The following is a 20,203-nucleotide window of genomic DNA, read 5'->3' as shown; positions in this document are numbered from 1 at the left end:
CGCGTCTTCCAGCCTCAGGCCGGGGTTTCGGCGCTCGCCCGGTCCAGCATCTGGATGGTGCCGGCGTCGAGCTTGAGCTGGGTGGCCACGACCAGTTCTTCCAGCTGGGCAATCGACGTGGCGCTGGCGATGGGGGCCGTGACCGAAGGCCGCGCAATCTGCCATGCGATGGCGACCTGGCCCGGCTTGGCGTTGTACTGCTGGGCCACCTTGTCGAGCGCTTCGAGAATGCGCAACCCGCGCGGGTTCAGGTACTTCTTGGTGGTGTTGGCGCCGCGCGCGCTCTTGGCGGCATCGGCTTCGGTGCGGTACTTGCCGGTGAGGAAGCCGGCCGCGAGCGCATAGAAGTTGATCACGCCCACTTCGTGCTTCACGCACAGCGGCTCCAGCGCGTCTTCGAACACGGCGCGGTCGTAGAGGTTGTAGAGCGGCTGCAGGCTTTCGTAGCGCGCAATGCCGAGCCGCTCCGACACCTCGAGCGCTTCGGCCAGCCGCGGCGCGCTGTAGTTCGACGCGCCGATGGCGCGTACCTTGCCGGCCTTGATCAGCTCGTCGAACGCACCTAGCGAGTCTTCCAGCGGCGTGGCGGCATCGTCGTCGTGCGCCTGGTACAGGTCGATGTAGTCCGTCTGCAGGCGCTGGAGCGAAGCTTCCACCGCCTCGCGGATATAGGCGGGCGACAGGCCCACCTTGCCTTCGCCCATCGGCTTGCCGACCTTGGTGGCCAGCACCACGCGGTTGCGCTTGCCGCTTTGCTTGAGCCACTTGCCGATGATGGTCTCGGACTCGCCGCCGGTGTGGCCCGGCACCCAGCTCGAGTAGACGTCGGCGGTGTCGATGAAGTTGAACCCCGCATCCAGCCAGGCGTCGAGCAGGCGGAACGAGGTGGCTTCGTCCACCGTCCAGCCGAACACGTTGCCGCCGAAGGCGAGCGGTGAAACCAGGAGGCCGGAGCGGCCGAGCGAGCGGAGTTGCGACATGAAGTTGTTTCCCTAAAGAGAGCGAGGATCAGACAAAGCCCACGGCACCGAGCAGCGCACCCGCGCCCAGCAGCCAGAGCAGGTGCAAGCGCGTGCGCCAGACGATAAGCGCTGCCACCGCGGTCAGCAGCCACAGATGCCACGCGGGCGCATCGCCGGCGTGGTTACCCGCCGCCAGCACCCAGCCGGTGGCAATCAGCAAGCCCACCACCACCGGCGCCATGCCTTGCTTGAAGGCGCGCACGCCGCGCCGGTCGCGATTGCGGTGCCCCCAGCGCGTGGCAAGGTAGGTGAGGGTGGTGCTCGGCAGCATGATGCCGACCATGGTGACCATGAGCCCGAGAAAGCCGAGCAGCCAGGCGCCCGGCCCGGCGCCGATGCCGCCGCCCGCGTTGAGCCCGACGTTCCAGCCCATGAGCGCGACGAAGAGCACGTTCGGGCCCGGCGCGGCCTGGGCGATGGCGACCGACGAGCTGAACTGCGCCTCGGTGAGCCAGCCGTGCTGCGCGACGAGGTAGCGGTGCATGTCGGGCACCGTGGTGATGGCGCCGCTGATCGAAAGCAGCGAAAGCAGCAGGTATTGGCCAAAAAGCGCGAGCCAGTCGTGCCACTGCATCACGATGGTGATAGGGCTCATGGCGCAATCCTCCGCCACGTCCACGCGCAAGCCATGCCGCCCACAGCCAGCAGCACCCAGCCGAGCGGAATCTTCAACACCGCGATGGCGCCGAACACCAGTGCCACGAACACCAGGCAGGTGGCAAAGCCGAGCGGGTGCTTGCGCAGTTGCGGAATCAGCTTGATGCCGGTGGCGGCGATCAGCCCGCCCGACACCGCGCCCATGCCGCGCAGCGCGCCCGCGACCTGCGGGTTGGCGGCGTAGTGGGCGTACAGCACGGCCAGCATGAGGATGACGACGAGCGGTATCGCGAGCATGCCGGCCACGGCGGCAATCGCGCCGCGCAGTCCGAAATAGCGGTCGCCGATCATCAGCGCGAGGTTGACCACGTTGGGCCCCGGCATCACCTGGGCCACGGCCCAGTCTTCAAGAAATTGCTCGGGCGTGAGCCAGCGCTTTTTCTCGACCATTTCGCGCTGGACGATGGCGAGCACGCCGCCGAATCCCTGCAGCGCAAGCCAGGTGAATGAAATAAAAAGGTCGCGTGGCGACTTCGGTTGCGGAGGGTCGGACGGCGCCGCCGCGCCTGAGGGGGACGGATGCATGTGGAGCGATTATCGTAGCCATACCTGCAACACGGCGGGCACCGGGCTGACATGCCCTTGCGCCACTCAAAGGGAGACTTCATGGTCATGCAAATCCGCGCGCTCTTCGACCTGTGCAAGGAAGCCGTCGCCTCCTGGTCGAACGACTACGCCCCCAGCATGGGGGCCGCGCTGGCGTACTACACGGTATTCTCGATTGCACCGCTGCTGCTGATCGTGATTGCCGTGGCCGGGCTGGTGTTCGGCCAGGAGGCCGCGCGCGGTGAAATCTTCTTGCAGCTTTCGGGCCTGATGGGCGAACAGGGCGCAGCCGCGGTGCAGGGCATGTTGCAGGCGGTCAACAAGCCGACCGAGGGCGTGGTGGCCACGGTGGTCGGCATCGCTCTGCTGGTGGTCGGCGCGACCACCGTCTTCGGCGAACTGCAGGACGCGCTCGACCGCATCTGGCGCGCGCCGGCCCGCGCAAAGAACAAGGGGCTCTTCAATTTGCTGCGCGTGCGGCTGTTGTCGTTCAGCATGATCATGGGCATCGGCTTCCTGCTCATGGTGTCGCTGGTGGCGAGTGCGGCGCTCGCGGCACTGGGCAAATGGTGGTCGCCGGTATTCGGTACCTGGGCCGCCCTGGCGCAGGCGGTGAATTTCGTCTTCAGCTTTGCGATGGTGACGGTGATCTTCGCGATGATCTACAAGATCATGCCGCGCGCCAAGGTGCAGTGGCGCGACGTGTGGGTGGGCGCAGCGGTCACGGCGCTGCTCTTCACCGTCGGCAAGCACCTCATCGGCCTTTACATCGGCAAGAGCAGCGTGGCTTCGGGCTACGGTGCCGCGGGTTCGCTGGTGGTGGTGCTGGTGTGGGTGTACTACTCGGCGCAGATCTTCCTGCTGGGAGCCGAGTTCACCTGGGTGTATGCCAAGACCTATGGCTCGCTCAAGAACGCCAGGGACAGCGGCGACGCGAACCCTTCGCCGACCCGGTCGGAGCCGCTCCCGCAGGGCTAACCGGCAAAGCCGCCTTCGTCCAGGAAACGCTGCTCCTCGGCGCTGCCGGTGCGCCCGAGCAGCTTGTTGCGGTGCGGAAAGCGGCCGAAGCGCGCGACGATGTCGCGGTGCAATACCGCAAAGCGCTGCGTGTTGGCGTCGAGTGCCGCATTGAGCTCGACCGAGCGCTCCTGGTCTGCCAGCGATTCGGAATGCATGAACGGCAGGTAGAAAAACCGGCGCAGGTCTTCGTCCACCTTCAGGTCGAGGCCAGCCTCGATCGCGTCGCGGGCAACTGCCAGGGCCCTGGCGTCGGTCGCGAGCATGCGGGCGTTGCCCCGCCAGGTGTTGCGTGGGAACTGGTCGAGCAGCACCAGCAGCGCGAGCGCGCCCTCGGCGTCGTGCGCCCAGTGGTCGAGATCGCCGCGGGCTGCCGCTTCATGCGCGGCGAGAAAGCGTTCGCCGAACTTGGCGTCGAAGGCTTCGTTCTTGGCAAACCATCGATCGGGCCCGGCGCTGCGCCAGAAGTCGACGACATCGCGGGCGGTGGGGAGGTCGGAGAAGGTCATCGCTGCATTCTCTTTCAACGCACAGGCGGCCCAAAAGGGCCGCCAAAGCGTCCGCGAAGGGCCTGGAAAGTCGCGGTGGTGGCCGACACGGCAATACGCCCGGGCTGCCTATGCTGGAGCGGTTTTCATAACTCAGGAGATAAAGCTCATGAACCGATATGGCACCTTTTTGCGCGCAGCCCTCATTGCAGGCGTGGCCAGTGCTGCGCTGGTCGGCTGCGGGATGATGTCGAAGTCGAACACCGCGAGTTTCAGCGGCGCAATGAACGCCGCCAGCGAAGTGCCGCCCAACATGACGCGCGGCAGCGGCATGGCAGAAGCCTGGCTCAACAGAGACACCAATGTCCTGAAGTACAAGATCACCTACAGCGGCCTCAGCGGCCCGGCCACGGCAGGCCACTTCCACGGCCCTGCGGCAGCGGGTGCCAATGCCGGCGTGGTGCTGCCCTTTGCCAGAGCGGAGAGTCCGATCGAAGGCCAGGCCACGCTCACACCGGCGCAGGCGGCCGACCTGATCGCCGGCAAGTGGTATGCCAACATCCACACGGCGGCCAATCCGGCAGGCGAGATCCGGGGGCAAATGCTTCCCAAGATGTGATCGACCGCACGATTGCATGCGGCGCCTGATGGCGCCATGACCTTGGTCAGGCTCGCGCCACGGGGCTGGTGTCAAATGACATCATGACGACGAAGAAGCCCCGTGCCGCAACCAAGACCCTCAACACTTTCGCGGCACGCCGCGAAGACATGCGCGATGCGCGCAAGGCCCTCGTTCTCCAGGGTGGAGGTGCGCTCGGCGCCTACCAGGCGGGTGTGTATGCCGCACTCAGCGAAACCGCGCTGCAGCCGCACTGGATCGCCGGCGTTTCCATCGGCGCCATCAACGCGGCATTGATTGCGGGCAACGCGCCCGAGCATCGGGTCGACAAGCTGCGCGAGTTCTGGCATCTGGTGTCTTCAGGGCCTTCGCAGCGGCTGCCTTCGTGGCTGGGCGACCGCGCCACGCAGAACCAGTGGAGCGCCACCATGGCTTCGCTGGTCGGCATTCCGGGCTTCTTCGAGCCGCGGTATTCACCGGCCCTGCTGATGGGCGGCGCCGCGCCGCTCCTGAGCTACTACGACACCTCGCCGCTCAAGACCACGCTCGAACGGCTGATCGATTTCGACCGCATCAATGCCTGCGAGGCGCGCTTCAGCGTGGGTGCGGTCGATGTGCGCACCGGCAATTCGGTGTACTTCGACAACACACGCCAGCGCATCGGCCCGGAGCACATCATGGCCAGCGGTGCGCTGCCGCCGGGCTTTGCGCCGGTGCACATCGACGGCGACGACTACTGGGACGGCGGTATCGTCTCGAACACGCCGCTGCAATACGTGCTCGACATTCATCCGCGCAGCGAGCCGCTGGTGGTGCTGCAGGTCGACCTCTTCAATGCGCGGGGCGAAATGCCGCGCACGCTTTCTGGCGTGCTGGAGCGGCAGAAGGACATCACCTACTCGAGCCGTACCCGCATGAACACCGATGCGCTGGCCGCCAACCTGAATCTGCAGCAGGCGATTGCGGACCTGATCTCCAAGCTGCCCGCGCGCTTGCGCAACGACCCTTCGGTGCTCGCAGTGCAGGCCGAGCTCACGCACCAGCCCATCGACATCTTTCACCTGATCTACCGCGACAAGCCCTACGAGGCCGAATCGAAGGACTACGAGTTCTCGCGCGCCGCCGTCGAAGAGCACTGGGAGGCCGGTGCGCGCGACATGCGGCGGACGCTGGCGTACCCCGAAACGCTGCGCAGTGAGGCCACGGTAAATGGCGTGACAACCTTCGACCTGGGCGAGCCCGGGGTGGAGCGCGTCAAGCGTCCCGGGTTGTCGCGCTGATGCGAGGCACCGCGGTTCGCATGCGCGGCTGATTTTTGCAATCGCGCTTTTCTTTTTCTTCCTCTTCCTTTATCAAACCTCAAGGACGTTCACCATGCAACTCAAGGACAAGGTCGCCTACATCACCGGCTCGGCCAGCGGCATCGGCAAGGAAATTGCCATCCTCTTCGCACAGGAAGGCGCCAGGATCATCATTGCCGACCTCAACAAGGAAGCGGCCGACGCCGCGGCTGCAGAGCTCAGGGCCACGGGCGCGCAGGCCATCGGCGTGGCGGTGGACGTAACCAACGAAGACCAGGTCAACGCCTCGGTCGAAGAGGGCGCCAAGGCCTTCGGCGGCATCGACATCCTGATCAGCAACGCCGGCATCCAGATCGTGCACCCGGTCGAGGAGTTCAGCTTTGCCGACTGGAAGAAGATGCTCGCCATTCACCTGGACGGCGCCTTCCTCACCACCAAGGCCTGCCTCAAGCACATGTACGCGCAAGGCCGCGGCGGCAGCGTGATCTACATGGGCTCGGTGCACTCGAAGGAGGCTTCTCTGCTGAAGGCGCCTTACGTCACGGCCAAGCACGGCCTCATCGGCCTCTCCAAGACGGTCGCGAAGGAAGGCGCCAAGCACGGCGTGCGCGCCAACGTGATCTGCCCGGGCTTCGTGCGCACGCCGCTGGTCGAAAAGCAGATTCCCGAGCAGGCGAAGACGCTCGGCATTACCGAGGAACAGGTGATCAAGAACGTGATGCTCAAGGAGACGGTCGACGGCGAATTCACCACCACCGAAGACGTGGCGCGCGTGGCGCTGCTGTTCGCGGCTTTTCCGACCAATGCATTGACCGGCCAATCGCTGGTAGTGAGCCACGGCTGGTTCATGCAGTAACGAAATGACGCCGCTGCGCGCGGCACACGATGGTTCACCCTAATGTCTCTGGCGAGTGAACTGTGCGAAAACTCGCACCAGCCATTCAAACGTCATACCAATGACCTTCGCCAGGAGACAACAGCCATGCATGTTCGTTCGCCCCGTTTCTTTTCGCGACGCTCCTTTGTTGCCCATGCCGCGGGCGTTGCGGCCGGGCTCGCCATGCTGGCAGCGGCGGCTCCCGCAGCGGCCCAGGCCTATCCGAGCCGGCCTGTCACCCTGATCGTTCCCTGGGGCGCGGGCGGCGGCACCGATGCCACGGCGCGCATCATCGCGAGCCTGCTCGAAAAAGAACTGGGCCAACCGATCACGGTGGTGAACCGCACCGGCGGCAACGGCGTGGTGGGCCACTCGGCCATTGCCGCCGCACCGCCGGACGGCTACACCATCGGCATGGCCACAGTCGAGATCGGCATGATGCATTGGCAAGGGCTGACGCAGCTGACAGGCGCTTCGTACACCCCCATCGGTCTTACCAATCTCGACCCGGCCGGCGTTCAGGTGCGCGCCGACGCGCCCTACAAGAACGTGGCCGAACTGCTGGCGGCCATCAAGGCCAACCCCGGCAAGCTGAAGGCCTCGGGCACGGGGCAGGGCGGCATCTGGCACCTCGCCGTCGCGGGCCTCTTGCGCGACCAGAAGATCGACCCCGCGGCATTGCCCTGGGTACCGAGCAACGGCGCGGCGCCGGGCCTGCAGGACGTGGTCGCGGGCGGCGTCGACGTGGCGCCCGTTTCATTGCCCGAGGCACGCTCGCTGATCGATGCGGGCAAGGTCAAGAGCCTTGCCATCATGAGCGACAAGCCTTCGGCGCTCTATCCCAACGTGCCCACGCTCAAGGCGGCCATCGGCAGCGACTGGTCGCTGGCGGCCTGGCGCGGCATCGTGGCGCCCAAGGGCCTGCCCGCCGACGTGCGCGACAAGCTTGCGGCCGCGATCAAGAAGGTGGTGGCGAGCAAGGAGTACACCGACTTCATGGCGTCGCGCGGCTTCGGCGTGATCTATGCGGGGCCCGATGAATTCGCCGCCTACATGGCGAAGTCCGACGCCGAACTCGGTGCAACCATGAAGGCCGTGGGTATCGTCAAGTGAGCGCCGCGCGGCGTGCGCGCACGGCCAAGGGAGGTGCGGCGCGATGAAGTTCAACGACGCGGTCTTCGGGCTGATCCTGCTGGTGCTCGGCGCACTGGTGCTCGCCGTGGTGCGCAGCTACCCCGGCATACCGGGCCAGCAAGTGGGGCCGGCCCTGTTCCCGGGGCTGATTGCCGTGGGGCTGTGCGTCTGCGGCGCCATGCTGCTGGTCAAGGGCTGGCGCGAGCGGCAGGCCGTGGCCTGGGTGCGGTTTGGCGACTGGGCCGCTTCGCCGCGCCACGTGCTGTCGGCTGCGCTGGTCATCGGCGCGGTGCTGTTCTACATCTTCGCCTCCGAGCGGCTCGGCTTTCTGCCGACCGCGGCGATCTCGCTGTTGGCACTGATGCTCGCCATGCGCGTGCCGCCGGGCCGCGCGGTGCTGGTGGCCGTGATTGCCTCGCTGCTCATCCATGCCGCGTTCTACAAGCTGTTGCGCGTTCCGCTTCCGTGGGGCGTGTTGACACCCATCGCCTGGTAACCGGGGGCTCCATTCATGTCGGCAGCACTCTTGCAGGCTTTCTCGATGGTCTTCGAGCCCTACACCATCCTCGTGATGGTGCTGGCGTCGCTCTACGGCCTGTTCGTTGGCGCGGTACCTGGTTTGTCGGCCACCATGGCGGTTGCGCTGCTGGTGCCGGTCACCTTTTTCATGCCGCCGATTCCGGCCATTGCCGCCATGGTCACGGCCACCGCAATGGCCATTTTCTCGGGTGACATTCCGGGCTGCCTGCTGCGCATTCCGGGCACGCCCGCATCCGCCGCCTACACCGACGAAGCCTTTGCGATGACGCGCAAGGGCATGGCCGAGACCGCGCTGGGCGCGGGGCTGGTGTTCTCCGCCGTGGGCGGGCTTTTCGGCACGGTGGTGCTCATCGTGGCGGCGCCGGCGCTGGCCGACTTTGCGCTCAACTTCAGTTCCTTCGAGTACTTCTGGCTGGTGCTGCTGGGCTTGACCTGCGCGGTGTTCATCACTTCCGACCGGCCGCTGAAGGGCATGGTCACGCTGCTGCTCGGCCTGCTGGTGGCCTGCGTGGGGCTTGGAAACCCTGCAGGTTTTCCGCGCTTCACCTTGGGCAATGCGGAGATGACCGGCGGCATCGGCATGATCCCGATGATGATCGGCATGTTCGCCATCTCGGAGGTGATCCGCTTCGCCGTCGATACGCTGCCGCCCGGCGAGATCGTGGTCGAGAAAGTGGGCCGCGTGCTCTCGGGGCAGTGGGCGCTGGCCAAGAAGTACCCGGTGCAGATATTGCGCGGCAGCGTGCTGGGCACGGCGGTGGGCGCGCTGCCGGGCGCGGGCGCCGACATCGCGGCATGGATGTCGTACGCCATGAGCAAGAAATTCTCGAAAGAGCCCGAGAAGTTCGGCACGGGCCATGTCGAAGGCATTGTCGAATCGGGCTCGGCCAACAACAGCGCGCTGGCCGGTGCGTGGATTCCGGCGCTGGTGTTCGGCATTCCGGGAGACTCGATCACCGCCATTGTGATCGGCGTGCTCTACATGAAGAACCTCAATCCGGGGCCGACGCTGTTCACCACGAACCCGCAGAACATCTATGCAGTGTTCATGCTGTTCATCATTGCCAACATCATCATGATTCCGCTCGGCATTCTGTGCATCAAGGTGTCCAAGCGCATCCTGCGAGTGCCGCGCAACGTGCTGATGCCGCTCATTCTGCTGTTCTGCATCGTCGGCGCGTTTGCCATCAACAACTCGCTGTTCGACGTGGGCGTGATGCTCGCGGCCGGCATCGTGGCCTATCTGCTCGAGGAGAACGGTTTTCCGATTGCGCCCGCCATTCTGGGTGTGGTGCTCGGCGGCATGCTCGAGGAGAACTTCATCACCTCGATGATCAAGTCCGACGGCAACCTGGCGGGCTTCGTGTCGCGGCCTATTGCCGCTTCGCTGGCAGTCGTCGTCGTGCTGGTGTGGCTTGCGCCCTTGCTCAAGAAGCTATGGGTCAAAGGCAGGCGCGCCGCTCCGTCTACTGCAGCTTGAGCGACCAGGTCTCGCCCACGAGCTGTTGGCCGAAGCCTTCGTAGGGTTCGGACTTGTCCAGCTTGAAACCGCGCTTGGCGTAAATGGCGCGGGCCGCCTCCAGGCAGCTGTTGGTCCAGAGCACCATCTTCCGGTAGCCCTTGGCGCGGGCGAAGGCAATGCATTCGTCGGTGAGGTGTGCGCCCAGCCCCAGGCCGCGCGCCGAGGGTGCGAGCAGCAGCAGGCGCAACTGGGCCGTGGTGGCCGATTTGCGCACCACGAAGATTGCGCCGACGCGCTCGCCATCAAGCTCCGCAATCCAGCATTTCTCCCACGCGGGCTGAAACTTGCGAACGAACTCGGCCACGATTTCGGCGACCAGGGCTTCGAATTCGCTGTTCCAGCCGTACTCGCGCGCATACAGCTCGCCGTGCTGCTGCACCACCCAGCCCATGTCGCCGGGCACGGGATCGCGCAGCACGACGGTGCGGGTGCGTGCCGCGGGAGCGGTGGCTGGATCGAGCAGGCGCTCGATGCGCGCCATGGCATCGACCACCTGCTGGCGGTCGTGCGAAGGCAACGGGGAGAGCAGGGCGGCGGCCTCGTCGCGCGATTTTTGTTGCAGCGGCGCAAATGCGGCGTGGCCGGCTTCGGTAAGGCGCAGCACGCTTTGCCGCGCGTCGCGGGCGTGGGGCTCGCGCGTGAGCCAGCCCTCGGCCTCGAAGCGGCGCAGGATGCGGCTGATGTAGCCGGCATCGAGCTTCAGGTCGCGGCCGATCTCGCTGGCCACGGGCATTTTCCGGTGGGCCAGCTCGTACAGCACGCGGACATCGGTCAGCGACATTTCACTGCCCAGGTAGGGGTCGAGCACCCCGATCCGGCTCGTATAAAAGCGGTTGAACTGGCGGATCGCCTTGACGGCGGCGGTATCGGGAGCTGGCAGAACGTTCGACATGGTTGCCATTGTCATTTTAATGGTTGACTTTGGCAATTAACTAAAGGCCTTGCTGAAGTCGCGCCAACGAGGCGGGACGCGACAGGAGTGCTGGAAAACCCTAAAATCGTGGGTTGCCCACTGCTGCGCCGAGCCCGCCAAGCCGCGCTGCCATATCGCTGCCATATCCCCCACTGATGAACGCCCCCGTCGACGTCTCCTTTTTTGCGCGTGCCGCCAAGCCGCTGACCAGCTACCGCAAGTACTGGGCGGCCCGTTTCGGCACGGCCAAGTTCTTGCCCACTACGCGCAAGGAAATGGACGCGCTCGGCTGGGACAGCTGCGACATCATCGTGGTGACGGGCGACGCCTACGTCGACCACCCGAGCTTCGGCATGGCCGTGATCGGCCGCATGCTCGAGGCGCAGGGCTTCCGCGTGGGCATCATTGCCCAGCCCGACTGGCAAAGCGCCGAGCCCTTCAAGGCGCTGGGCAAGCCGAACCTGTTCTTCGGCGTGACCGCCGGCAACATGGATTCGATGATCAACCGCTACACGGCGGACCGGAAGATCCGCAGCGACGACGCCTACACGCCCGGCGACATCGGCGGCTCGCGGCCCGACCGCGCGGCCATCGTGTATTCGCAGCGCTGCAAGGAAGCCTGGAACGATGTTCCCATCATCCTCGGCGGCATCGAAGGGTCGCTACGCCGCATCGCCCACTACGACTACTGGCAGGACAAGGTCCGCCGCTCGATCGTGGTCGATTCGAAGTGCGACCTGCTGCTGTACGGCAACGCCGAGCGCGCCATCGTCGAAATTGCGCATCGGCTGGCGGCCCGCGAACCGGTGCACGAGATCACCGATGTGCGCGGTACCGCATTCGTGCGGCGCGACACGCCCGAAGACTGGTTCGAGATCAACTCCACCAGCGTGGACGAACCCGGCCGTGTCGAGGCTCATGTCAACCCGTACCTGATGGTGTCGGAGCAGGCCAAGGCCAATGGCGCCACCTGTGCGAAGGAAGACGAAGCCCAGGCCGTGGCACAGGCCGCCGAAGCCGGCGCGGCGGCGAACCCGGTTAATCCGGCGATCAAGCCGTTGACTTTCGTGCCGAATCCCGCGCTTACGCAGCGCACCAGAATCAAGGTGCCTCCGCGCGACCGCAGCGTGATTCGCCTGCCGTCGTACGAGCAGGTGCGCGCCGACCCGGTGCTCTATGCCCACGCCAACCGCGTGCTGCACCTCGAGACCAATCCCGGCAACGCCCGCGCGCTGGTGCAGGCGCACGGCGAGGGCGCCACGGCGCGCGACGTGTGGATCAACCCGCCGCCTATTCCGCTCACCACGGCCGAGATGGACCACGTGTTCGACCTGGCCTATGCGCGCAGCCCGCATCCGCGCTATGCCGACGAAAACGGCAGCCACGACGGCACGACCAAGATCCCCGCGTGGGAAATGATCCGCTTCAGCGTGAACATCATGCGCGGCTGCTTCGGCGGCTGCACCTTCTGCTCCATCACCGAGCACGAGGGCCGCATCATCCAGAGCCGCTCGGAAGAATCGATCATCAAGGAGGTCGAGGCCATCCGCGACAGCGTGAGCGGCTTCACGGGCACCATCTCCGACCTCGGCGGCCCCACGGCCAACATGTATCGGCTCGGCTGCAAAAGCCCCGAGATCGAGTCGGCGTGCCGCAAGCCCAGCTGCGTGTACCCCGGCATCTGCCCGAACCTTGGCACCAACCACGATCCGCTCATCAAGATCTACCGCCGCGCGCGTGCGCTCAAGGGCATCAAGAAGATCCTGATCGGTTCCGGCCTGCGCTACGACCTGGCCGTGCAATCGCCCGAGTACGTGAAGGAGCTGGTGCAGCACCACGTCGGCGGCTATCTGAAGATCGCGCCCGAGCACACCGAGCAGGGCCCGCTCACCAAGATGATGAAGCCCGGCATCGGCAGCTACGACAAGTTCAAGCAGATGTTCGAGAAATTCTCGGCCGAGGCGGGCAAGAAGCAGTACCTGATTCCGTACTTCATTGCCGCGCATCCGGGCACCAGCGACGAGGACATGATGAACCTCGCGATCTGGCTCAAGAAGAACGGCTTCCGCGCTGACCAGGTGCAAACGTTCTACCCGAGCCCGATGGCCACGGCCACCACGATGTACCACACCAACAAGAACCCGCTGCGCAAGATCACGCGCGAAAGCGAGACGGTGGACATCGTGCGCGGCGACAAGCGCCGCCGCCTGCACAAGGCCTTCCTGCGCTACCACGACGCCAACAACTGGCCGCTGCTGCGCGAGGCCTTGAAGAGCATGGGCCGCGCCGACCTGATCGGCAACGGCAAGCACCACCTGATCCCGACGTGGCAGCCGCTGACCGATGGCGGCTACACGAGCGCGCGGCGCAAGAACTCGACCTCCGCGCCGGTGGCAGCCAAGGCTGCTGCGCCAGTCAGGCTGGCGCCGGTGAAACCGTCGAAGGGGCGCATGCTCACGCAGCACACCGGTCTGCCGCCGCGGGACAATGGTGCGGCGCCGCCGCGCAAGGCCGCAGCCGGCCCGGTGCGCGGCAGCATTCGCAAGCCGCGCTGAGTTCAGCTCGCGAGCAGGCTCGCCGGCAATAGCTTGCCGACCCACGCGGCGACCGCGGCCATATTCAGCAGCACAGTGGCCCAGTAGCCCGCCATGAAGCTCGCCTTGCGCGACTTGTGGCGGAAGAGCCGCTGCGCGCACCACGCCCCCGGCCATCCTCCCATCAGCGACAGCAGGTGCAGCGTGCTTTCCGCGGTGCGCCAGCGGCCGGCCTGGGCGGCGCTCTTGTCGACACCGTAGATGACGACGGTCAGAAGGTTGATCAGCAGCAGCACGCCCAAGGCAAGCGGCGGCAGGCGTGCGGTCCATACGCCGTAGCCGAGCAGCGCTGCGTAACCCAGAAGCAGCACGCCGATGGGCAGCATCGACGGCGATGAAGAGGAGTGCACTGCCTCGCCGCGCCGTCTCGAGTCGGCTGCGGTGCGACGTGCATGCGGCGATGCGGGAGCTCTGCGCGCCTCCGTCTGCCGGGCTTGAGGCTGAGCGGTACCCACGGCGTGAACCGCCATTGCACGCGGCCCTTTGCCGCCCACGTGGATCTCCTCGAAGCTCAACTCCATGCCGACCTGCGGCTTCAGTTGCCGGTCGAGGAAGTCGCGCAGATGCACGAACACGTCGGCGGACACTCCGGGGCTTCGAATGAAGCCGAAACCCCGCTCGGGCTCCCAGCGCACGAGCCGGCCTTGGCGCTTCATGGCATGCGAGGAAGAGGAGGGCACATGGCGCCGATTCTCGCTTGCGGCTGCCGCGCCCGGCTTCTATCATCGATCGCCCATGCATCTGCACCACTCTCCCCCTCCTTCGACCCGCTGCTGACGCGCGCACCTTTCGCCGCGCTCAGACCTGCAAGTGGTCGCCGCTGCCCGCCCTTCATGAGGCGGGCGGCGGCTGGATGGTCATGCCCGCCCTCGAATGCGGCGGGCGTCATGGAGAAATTTCAAGAATGAACGCAAGAATGTCTGCCGCCCTGGCCTGGGGCGGCGTGTTGCTGGCCGGCGCGCTCTGGGGCGGTGGTGCGCTGGTGGCGCAGTTCCTCATCGATGGCGGCATTGCGCCGCAGAGCCTGTCGCTGGCGCGCTTCGCCCTCGGGCTGCCGCTTCTCTGGTATTTGCACTGGCACGCGCAACGCCAGCCGAGCTTCGCGGGTGCCGGCACGCGCTGGTGCAACCTGGCGCGGCGGGAGCGGTGGCAGGTGGTCGGCACCGGCGCGGCCATGGCGCTGAACGTGAGCTTCTGGTTCGCCGGCATTGCGCATCTGGGCGCGGCGCTTCCGACCGTGATCTCGATCTGCTGCGCACCGGTGATCGTCGCGCTGGTGTCCGTGCTGCGCGGCTACGAGCCTTTCGGCGTGCGACTGCTTGGAGGGCTCGTGCTGGCGCTGACCGGCGTGGGGCTGTTGGTCATGCCAGCCGAGGGCTGGAACGGGAGTTCCTTGCCCGGTGGACACATCGCGGGCCTGGCCTGGTCGTTCGGCTCGGCGCTCTGCTACGCCATGGTGGTGCTCGGCAACGCGCGCATGCCGGTGCGGCTGGGTGCCGTCACGGCATCCGCATGGGGTATGAGCGTCGCGGCGCTCTGCATGCTCGCGATCGCATGGCCGGCCGGCATCACGTGGCCCGCCGGAACCGCGCAGTGGCTCGGCGTGAGCTACACCGGCGTGGTGACGACGTCGGTGGCTTACCTGGCCTTTGCATGGGGCGCGCGGCGCCTTTCACCCACGGCCGCCGTGGTGGGCACGCTCATCGAGCCGCTCGTGGCCGCGTTGCTGGCGGCGCTGCTGCTCGCCGAGCCGATGGCGCCGCGCCAGTGGGCCGGTGCGGCCTTGCTGGCGCTGGCCATGGTGTTGCTCGTGCGGCAAACAGGGGCCGCGAAACCCGGCGGCTGAGTCGGCCGAGGGCCGTCCGTTGTATGGTGTGGTCCCATGAGCAGTCCGTTCTCCTTGCCGGTTTCATGGTTGCGCGCCTTGGCGGGGCCCGTTCTGTTCGCGGCTTCGGTGCATGCGGTGGCGGCGCCGTCCGAATCCCCGCAGGCACCGGCTTCCGCTTCGGCGGACGCGTTGCGCGCGACGCATCAGCGCATGAAGGGCAAGCTCGCGCGCAGCGGGTTCGGGCGGCCCATTCAGCTCGATTCGGCGGAGACGCCGAGCGGACTGCAGGGCGACATCTATGCCGTGGTGGACCATTCGCTGCCGGAGATCAGCGCTGCGCTCAAGGAATCTTCCCACTGGTGCGAACTGCTCACGCTGCACGTCAACAATCGCCGCTGCCGCGCGGGCACCACGCCGCAAGGGCAAGACATGCTGACGTTGTTCGTCGTGCGGCGCTACGACAAGCCGGTCGATCAGGCGTTCCAACTGCCCTTCATCTATCGCGTGGCCAACGCGACGCCGGAGTACCTGTCGGTCGAAATGAACGCGGCCAGCGGACCGCTGGGCACGAGCAACTACCGCGTCACGCTCGAAGCAGTGGCGCTCGACGAGAAAAAGAGCTTCCTGCATTTCGGCTACAGCTATGACCACAACATGATGGTTCGCATGGCCACGCAGGCGTACCTGGCCACCTTCGGCCGCAACAAGGTGGGCTTCACCGTGGTGGGCAAGGAGGCCGACGGGCAGCCCGAGTACATCCGCGGTGCGCGCGGGCTGGTGGAGCGCAATGCGATGCGCTACTTTCTGACGCTCGACACTTATCTCTCGTCCGAAGCCGGAGCGCCCGCCGAGCGGCGCGAGCGCTCCTGGTTTGCCGCGGCCGAGCAGTATCCGCGGCAACTGCACGAGATCGAACTGGAAACCTACCTCGCAGTCAAGCGCGAGGACCGCGAACGCGACGGCACGAAGCGCTGAACCGGCGCGAAGAAAAGGCGCGGCCAACGCAGCCTTTCGACTGCAATTTCACGGACTTGTCATCTGCCTCGGCGCTAATCGCCGGGGGCTGCGCCTTTGCGCAGGCGCATCACAAGGACAAGCAATGCGGAAGACAAGAGGATCGAAGATGGGATGGCTGGCGCTCGCGGGTGTCGGCGTGCTGTTGAGCGCCTGCGGCGGTAGTGGCGGTGGCGGTGGCGGTGGCGGCGGATGGGCGTTTCCCCCCGCGTCCGGCGGCGGAGGCGGCGGCGGCACCACGAATCCACCGGCCATCCAGTCAAAGACCGGCACCTTCCTCGATGCGGCGGTCGAGGGCCTCGACTACGTTGCCGGTAACGGCGCCAAGGCCGCTACCAACGCCAATGGTGAATTCGCCTGCAAGGACGGCGAGACCGTTGTCTTCAGCGTCGGCGCACTCGCGCTCGGCAGTGCCGCCTGCGGAGACGCAATCACCCCATTGACCCTGGCCGGCGGCACCGACGTGAAAGCCGATGCGGTGGTCAACCGCCTGCTCGCGCTGCAGAGCTTCGACGAGGACCGCGATCCTTCGAACGGTATTCGCCTGACCCCGGCGCTGAAGGCAGCGCTCACGGCTGGCGCAATCGATTTCAGCGCCGCAGCGGAGAGCTTCAACACCGCTCTCAATGCGGTGCTCGCGGGGCTGCCCGCTCCCTACAATGCCCGCATGGTCGATTCAAGCCGCCGCACGCTGGCGCGTGAACACTTCGAGGACACGCTGGCTTCGCGCCTCGGTGCGCCGGTGACCGAGGCCTCGACGCAGACCAACGCGCTCGGCACCATCGGTATCGACGTCACGCGCTACCAGCTGCAGGCCGATGCCAGCTTCAACGTGCCCTACGAGGGCGACAACGAAAAGACAAAGGCCGACTTTCCCGCAGGCTTCCTGCCGGCCTACGGCTCGGGCCTGGCATTCAAGGGCAAGGCCGACAACGGCACGCTCGAGTTCTATGCCATTACCGACCGCGGCCCGAACGGCGACGGCCCCACCGCGCCCGTGCCCAACGGCGGCGGCGCCACCAACATCAGCAAGGTGTTTCCCGCACCGTCGTTCGCGCCGAGCTTCGGCATCGTGCGCATCGGCAAGACCGGTGCGGTGCTCGCATCGAGCCTGCCGCTCAAGCTCGATGCCAACAGGAAGATCACGGGCCTGCCGCCGCAGTCGGGCGTGGGCTCGACGGGCGAAACGCCGCTGACCGACCGCTACGTGTTCGATGCCGCCAAGGCGAACTACGACGCCAACGGCCTCGACCCCGAAACGATGGTGCTCGACAAGGCGCGCAACGTGCTGTGGACCAGCGACGAGTACGGCCCGTTCATCGCACGCATCAACATCGCAACCGGCGTGATCGAGAAGAAATACGCCCCCGGCAGCGGCGCCGCCGACCTGCCGTTGGTACTCGCGCAGCGCCGCGCCAATCGCGGCATGGAGGGTCTGACGCTCGACGCGGCGGACGGCAAGCTGCACGGCTTCCTGCAGAGCCCGATCGACCCGAAGGATGGCGCGGGCAAGTCGATTCAGGCCGTGCCGCCGGGCGGCAGCAAGACCGATGTGCGCCACATCGCGAAGTTCACGCGCTGGCTCGCGTTCGACCCGGCCACCGAGACATCGAAGCTCTACGCCTATCCGATCGACGGCAGCCAGTACGACAAGAACCGCACCGGCAACGCCAAGCTCGGCGACGTGGTGAGCCTGGGCAACGGCCGCTTCATCGTGATCGAGCAGGGTGCGCGCAAGAGCGACGGCAAGGTGTTCAACAAGCTGATGCTGGTCGAGCTGCCGGCCGATGCAACCGACATCGCGGCCTTCGACCACAACCTGGAGGTCAGCAGCATCACGCAGGCGCCTTCCGGCGTCGCCGACTACTCCACGGTGGTGACCATGCGCAAGACCGAGCTGCTCGATCTCAACGCACTGGGCTGGCTGGCCGAAAAGGCCGAGGGCCTGACCGCGGTGGACGACCAGACGCTGGCGCTGGTGAACGACAACGACTTCGGCCTGAGCACGATCCTGCTCGATGCCGAGGGCAAGACCGTGGCCGGCAGCGTCGAAGACTGCACGGTGGACGCGGCCGGCGCGATCATCGCCAAGTGCCCGGCGGGCGTGACGGGCGCGCGCATCACGCGCGGCAGCGACCTGGAGCGGCCGGTGCGCATCTGGCTCATCAAGCTCGATCGCAAGCTGAGCGAACTGCGCCTTTGATCACTCGGCCAGCGTGAGCAGCGGCACGTCGCGCTCGCGCGCCATGGCTTCGAGCTGCGCGCGGGTGCGTGTGCGAATCCACGCGGCAATGCCCTCGCGCGTGGCCGGAGCGAACATGTCGCGCGAAGCCACGCCGGCCGCTTCACAGAGGCGCTCCGCAAAGTGCGGCTCCAGCGCGGCAACCGCCACGCGTCCGTCCGCGCACGTGTAGACGCGGTAGCCCGCGTGCGCGCCGCCCACCGCACCCTCGGGTCGGGTCAGGCCCCAGGTGCGTGGCAAGGCCAGCCAGTCGGCCGAGGCATTGAGCGCCACCTCGAGGTACACGCCGTTCGCTTTGGCTGCCGACCGCGCATGCAAAGTGGCCTGCAGCACCGCTTCGCTCGCGAGCAGGGCGCCGCCCATGTCGGCGTAGAGCGTGGGCGGCAGTTCGGTGCCGGTGACCAGGCCGCTTTCCGCAACGTAGGTGAGGTCGTGGCCCGGCTCCTCGGCCCGCTCGCCGGGTGCGCCGACGATGGCGACCTGAGACAGTGACGGATGGCGCGCCTGGAGCGATGCCCAGTCGAGTTTCAGCTTGACGAGCGCCGAAGGCCGGAAAGATGTCAGCAGCACGTCCGTGCGCGCCAGTTCGGCATGCAGCTGCTGCTGGCCGGCTTCGGTCTTCAGGTCGGCCGTGCGAACCTCGATGCCCTCGTGCAGCGCGGCGTACGCGGCCTTGTTGTAGAGCGCCATCGGGTCGCGGGCGGGCGGCTCGAACTTCAGGCAGGTGGCTCCCATGCCACGGCAGCGCAACAGTGCCGCGGGGCCCGGCAGGTTGAGCGCAAGGCTCAGCACACGCACGCCGGCGAGCGATTGGAAAGACGAAGCAGCGGGGCTTTGCATGGTCATGTATCCGGTGATCAGGGCGAAGGACATTTTTACCCGCGCAGAGCCAGATTTCGCAAGCCATGGCATTTGCCGGCGGCGTAGCATGCGCCATGGCGGCGCCGCGCTTTGCCGCTCTGTTGCAACGACCAAGGAGATTCACCATGTTTGAAGCTTCCCTCATGAGCGGCCAGCGCATTCTCGTGACAGGCGGCGGCACCGGCCTGGGCCGCGCAATGGCCGAGCGCTTTCTGGGCCTGGGGGCCGACGTCGCAATCTGCGGACGCCGCCAGTCGGTCTGCGAAGAAACCGCGGCCGAGTGGCGCCAGCAGTTCCCGGGGCGCCGCATCGACACCTTCGGCGTGGACATCCGCATTGCGCAGAACGTCGATGAAATGGTCGAGAGCCTGTTCCAGAGCGGTGGCCTCACCGGTCTCGTCAACAACGCGGCGGGCAACTTCGTGGCGCCGACCGAGAGCCTCTCGCCGCGCGCTTTCGACGCCATTGCCAACATCGTTTTTCACGGCAGCTTCTACGTCACGCAGGCTGTGGGCAAGCGCTGGGTGGCCGAAGCCAAGGCCGGCAAATGGAAGGAGGGCGACGCGCTGCGCAGCGTGATGAGCATCATCGTGACCTGGGTCGACAACGGCAGCCCCTACGTGGTGCCTTCGGCCATGAGCAAGGCCGGCATCGAGGTCATGACCAAGTCGCTCGCGGTGGAGTGGGCGCGCCACGGCATTCGCCTGAACGCCGTCGGCCCGGGAGAGATTCCGACCGAGGGCATGAGCAAGCGCCTGAACCCCGGCGAGGAACCCGGCGCCCGCAGCAAGAAGACCAACCCGATGGCGCGCACCGGCCGTATGAGCGAGCTGCAGAACCTGGCGGCCTTTCTCATGGCGCCTGGCCAGTGCGATTGGCTCACCGGCCAGAGCATCATGATGGACGGCGGCAACGCGCTGGCCACGGGTGGCAACTTCTACGAACTGCGCCAATGGAGCGATGACGACTGGCAGGCCGCGCGCGAGCGCATCGAGGCGCAGAACCAGAAGGACAAGGCGCAGCGCTGA

The 20,203-nt window shown here is 66.5% G+C and carries 19 protein-coding genes; 12 read left to right on the top strand and 7 right to left on the bottom strand.

Translation table 11 applies throughout. The features are described 5' to 3' along the window. Positions 1-14 precede the first annotated feature (14 nt). From ABIC94_RS17470 to ABIC94_RS17460, 3 genes are read right to left on the bottom strand one after another with little or no spacing between them, the layout of a single operon-like run. On the bottom strand, positions 15-980 hold the full coding sequence (locus tag ABIC94_RS17470) for an aldo/keto reductase (protein WP_354374265.1): 966 nt from the start codon (positions 978-980) through the stop codon (positions 15-17). Between the two features lie 28 nt (positions 981-1,008). Further along, positions 1,009-1,617, bottom strand: coding sequence for a chromate transporter (locus tag ABIC94_RS17465; protein ID WP_354374264.1), 609 nt, complete (start codon positions 1,615-1,617; stop codon positions 1,009-1,011). Continuing rightward, positions 1,614-2,204, bottom strand: coding sequence for a chromate transporter (locus ABIC94_RS17460; protein WP_354374263.1), 591 nt, complete (start codon positions 2,202-2,204; stop codon positions 1,614-1,616). The genes ABIC94_RS17465 and ABIC94_RS17460 overlap by 4 nt, the downstream gene beginning before the upstream one ends. 81 nt (positions 2,205-2,285) lie before the next feature. Here ABIC94_RS17460 and ABIC94_RS17455 point away from each other — a divergent pair, with 81 nt between their 5' ends. After that, a complete protein-coding gene (locus ABIC94_RS17455) occupies positions 2,286-3,203 on the top strand; it encodes a YihY/virulence factor BrkB family protein (protein WP_354374262.1) in 918 nt (305 codons plus the stop codon). Here ABIC94_RS17455 and ABIC94_RS17450 read toward each other — a convergent pair. Continuing rightward, positions 3,200-3,751, bottom strand: coding sequence for a DUF924 family protein (locus ABIC94_RS17450; protein ID WP_354374261.1), 552 nt, complete (start codon positions 3,749-3,751; stop codon positions 3,200-3,202). The two genes, ABIC94_RS17455 and ABIC94_RS17450, sit on opposite strands and share 4 nt — an antisense overlap. A gap of 148 nt (positions 3,752-3,899) precedes the next feature. On the opposite strand from ABIC94_RS17450, the gene ABIC94_RS17445 reads away from it, so the two are divergent. From ABIC94_RS17445 to ABIC94_RS17420, 6 genes are all read left to right on the top strand, one after another. After that, positions 3,900-4,349: a CHRD domain-containing protein gene (locus ABIC94_RS17445; RefSeq protein WP_354374260.1), complete on the top strand. Its 450-nt coding sequence runs from the start codon at positions 3,900-3,902 to the stop codon at positions 4,347-4,349. A gap of 83 nt (positions 4,350-4,432) precedes the next feature. Further along, positions 4,433-5,629, top strand: a complete 1,197-nt coding sequence (locus ABIC94_RS17440; RefSeq protein WP_354374259.1) for a patatin-like phospholipase family protein — start codon at positions 4,433-4,435, stop codon at positions 5,627-5,629. A gap of 94 nt (positions 5,630-5,723) precedes the next feature. Continuing rightward, positions 5,724-6,506, top strand: a complete 783-nt coding sequence (locus tag ABIC94_RS17435) for a 3-hydroxybutyrate dehydrogenase (protein ID WP_354374258.1) — start codon at positions 5,724-5,726, stop codon at positions 6,504-6,506. A gap of 126 nt (positions 6,507-6,632) precedes the next feature. Next, complete coding sequence (locus ABIC94_RS17430) at positions 6,633-7,640, top strand: tripartite tricarboxylate transporter substrate binding protein (RefSeq protein WP_354374257.1); 1,008 nt, start codon at positions 6,633-6,635, stop codon at positions 7,638-7,640. Positions 7,641-7,683: 43 nt separating this feature from the next. Further along, entirely contained in the window at positions 7,684-8,157 is a 474-nt protein-coding gene (locus ABIC94_RS17425) for a tripartite tricarboxylate transporter TctB family protein (RefSeq protein ID WP_354374256.1), read from the top strand. Between the two features lie 15 nt (positions 8,158-8,172). Then, positions 8,173-9,681, top strand: a complete 1,509-nt coding sequence (locus ABIC94_RS17420; protein WP_354374255.1) for a tripartite tricarboxylate transporter permease — start codon at positions 8,173-8,175, stop codon at positions 9,679-9,681. On the opposite strand, the gene ABIC94_RS17415 is transcribed toward ABIC94_RS17420, so the two are convergent. After that, positions 9,668-10,615 carry a bifunctional helix-turn-helix transcriptional regulator/GNAT family N-acetyltransferase gene (locus ABIC94_RS17415; RefSeq protein WP_436318038.1) on the bottom strand — a complete coding sequence of 316 codons (948 nt, stop codon included), beginning with the start codon at positions 10,613-10,615 and terminating at the stop codon, positions 9,668-9,670. The genes ABIC94_RS17420 and ABIC94_RS17415 overlap by 14 nt on opposite strands. A gap of 176 nt (positions 10,616-10,791) precedes the next feature. Between ABIC94_RS17415 and ABIC94_RS17410 the strand changes: the two genes are divergently transcribed. Then, entirely contained in the window at positions 10,792-13,191 is a 2,400-nt protein-coding gene (locus ABIC94_RS17410; protein WP_354374253.1) for a YgiQ family radical SAM protein, read from the top strand. A 2-nt stretch (positions 13,192-13,193) separates the two neighbouring features. On the opposite strand, the gene ABIC94_RS17405 is transcribed toward ABIC94_RS17410, so the two are convergent. Beyond that, positions 13,194-13,886 (bottom strand): cold shock and DUF1294 domain-containing protein, encoded by a 693-nt coding sequence (locus ABIC94_RS17405; protein ID WP_354374252.1) that lies wholly within the window; start codon positions 13,884-13,886, stop codon positions 13,194-13,196. Positions 13,887-14,146: 260 nt separating this feature from the next. Here ABIC94_RS17405 and ABIC94_RS17400 point away from each other — a divergent pair, with 260 nt between their 5' ends. The 3 genes from ABIC94_RS17400 (at position 14,147) to ABIC94_RS17390 (ending at position 18,275) form a co-directional block, all read left to right on the top strand. Next, positions 14,147-15,076 (top strand): DMT family transporter, encoded by a 930-nt coding sequence (locus tag ABIC94_RS17400; RefSeq protein ID WP_354374251.1) that lies wholly within the window; start codon positions 14,147-14,149, stop codon positions 15,074-15,076. Positions 15,077-15,112: 36 nt separating this feature from the next. Further along, positions 15,113-16,033, top strand: a complete 921-nt coding sequence (locus ABIC94_RS17395) for a hypothetical protein (RefSeq protein WP_354374250.1) — start codon at positions 15,113-15,115, stop codon at positions 16,031-16,033. 124 nt (positions 16,034-16,157) lie between these two features. Then, a complete protein-coding gene (locus ABIC94_RS17390; RefSeq protein WP_354374249.1) occupies positions 16,158-18,275 on the top strand; it encodes an esterase-like activity of phytase family protein in 2,118 nt (705 codons plus the stop codon). On the opposite strand, the gene ABIC94_RS17385 is transcribed toward ABIC94_RS17390, so the two are convergent. Then, positions 18,276-19,154, bottom strand: coding sequence for a CoA transferase (locus tag ABIC94_RS17385; RefSeq protein WP_354374248.1), 879 nt, complete (start codon positions 19,152-19,154; stop codon positions 18,276-18,278). Between the two features lie 146 nt (positions 19,155-19,300). Here ABIC94_RS17385 and ABIC94_RS17380 point away from each other — a divergent pair, with 146 nt between their 5' ends. Continuing rightward, positions 19,301-20,203 (top strand): SDR family oxidoreductase, encoded by a 903-nt coding sequence (locus tag ABIC94_RS17380; protein ID WP_337295954.1) that lies wholly within the window; start codon positions 19,301-19,303, stop codon positions 20,201-20,203.

The organism is Variovorax paradoxus (genome assembly GCF_040544635.1).
Taxonomy (GTDB): domain Bacteria; phylum Pseudomonadota; class Gammaproteobacteria; order Burkholderiales; family Burkholderiaceae_C; genus Variovorax; species Variovorax paradoxus_R.
The sequence above is the reverse complement of the archived record's forward strand: the minus strand, read 5'-3'. Positions and strand labels throughout refer to the sequence as shown.

What these genes read in the sequence shown, in the direction of transcription:
- ABIC94_RS17380 (WP_337295954.1), top strand. Translation starts at nt 19,301, where the DNA reads ATGTTTGAAGCTTCCCTCATGAGCGGCCAGCGCATTCTCGTGACAGGC.
- ABIC94_RS17470 (WP_354374265.1), bottom strand. Translation starts at nt 980, where the DNA reads ATGTCGCAACTCCGCTCGCTCGGCCGCTCCGGCCTCCTGGTTTCACCG.
- ABIC94_RS17405 (WP_354374252.1), bottom strand. Translation starts at nt 13,886, where the DNA reads ATGAAGCGCCAAGGCCGGCTCGTGCGCTGGGAGCCCGAGCGGGGTTTC.
- ABIC94_RS17385 (WP_354374248.1), bottom strand. Translation starts at nt 19,154, where the DNA reads ATGCAAAGCCCCGCTGCTTCGTCTTTCCAATCGCTCGCCGGCGTGCGT.
- ABIC94_RS17400 (WP_354374251.1), top strand. Translation starts at nt 14,147, where the DNA reads ATGTCTGCCGCCCTGGCCTGGGGCGGCGTGTTGCTGGCCGGCGCGCTC.
- ABIC94_RS17445 (WP_354374260.1), top strand. Translation starts at nt 3,900, where the DNA reads ATGAACCGATATGGCACCTTTTTGCGCGCAGCCCTCATTGCAGGCGTG.
- ABIC94_RS17430 (WP_354374257.1), top strand. Translation starts at nt 6,633, where the DNA reads ATGCATGTTCGTTCGCCCCGTTTCTTTTCGCGACGCTCCTTTGTTGCC.
- ABIC94_RS17455 (WP_354374262.1), top strand. Translation starts at nt 2,286, where the DNA reads ATGGTCATGCAAATCCGCGCGCTCTTCGACCTGTGCAAGGAAGCCGTC.
- ABIC94_RS17425 (WP_354374256.1), top strand. Translation starts at nt 7,684, where the DNA reads ATGAAGTTCAACGACGCGGTCTTCGGGCTGATCCTGCTGGTGCTCGGC.
- ABIC94_RS17410 (WP_354374253.1), top strand. Translation starts at nt 10,792, where the DNA reads ATGAACGCCCCCGTCGACGTCTCCTTTTTTGCGCGTGCCGCCAAGCCG.
- ABIC94_RS17415 (WP_436318038.1), bottom strand. Translation starts at nt 10,615, where the DNA reads ATGTCGAACGTTCTGCCAGCTCCCGATACCGCCGCCGTCAAGGCGATC.
- ABIC94_RS17460 (WP_354374263.1), bottom strand. Translation starts at nt 2,204, where the DNA reads ATGCATCCGTCCCCCTCAGGCGCGGCGGCGCCGTCCGACCCTCCGCAA.
- ABIC94_RS17395 (WP_354374250.1), top strand. Translation starts at nt 15,113, where the DNA reads ATGAGCAGTCCGTTCTCCTTGCCGGTTTCATGGTTGCGCGCCTTGGCG.
- ABIC94_RS17450 (WP_354374261.1), bottom strand. Translation starts at nt 3,751, where the DNA reads ATGACCTTCTCCGACCTCCCCACCGCCCGCGATGTCGTCGACTTCTGG.
- ABIC94_RS17390 (WP_354374249.1), top strand. Translation starts at nt 16,158, where the DNA reads ATGCGGAAGACAAGAGGATCGAAGATGGGATGGCTGGCGCTCGCGGGT.
- ABIC94_RS17420 (WP_354374255.1), top strand. Translation starts at nt 8,173, where the DNA reads ATGTCGGCAGCACTCTTGCAGGCTTTCTCGATGGTCTTCGAGCCCTAC.
- ABIC94_RS17440 (WP_354374259.1), top strand. Translation starts at nt 4,433, where the DNA reads ATGACGACGAAGAAGCCCCGTGCCGCAACCAAGACCCTCAACACTTTC.
- ABIC94_RS17465 (WP_354374264.1), bottom strand. Translation starts at nt 1,617, where the DNA reads ATGAGCCCTATCACCATCGTGATGCAGTGGCACGACTGGCTCGCGCTT.
- ABIC94_RS17435 (WP_354374258.1), top strand. Translation starts at nt 5,724, where the DNA reads ATGCAACTCAAGGACAAGGTCGCCTACATCACCGGCTCGGCCAGCGGC.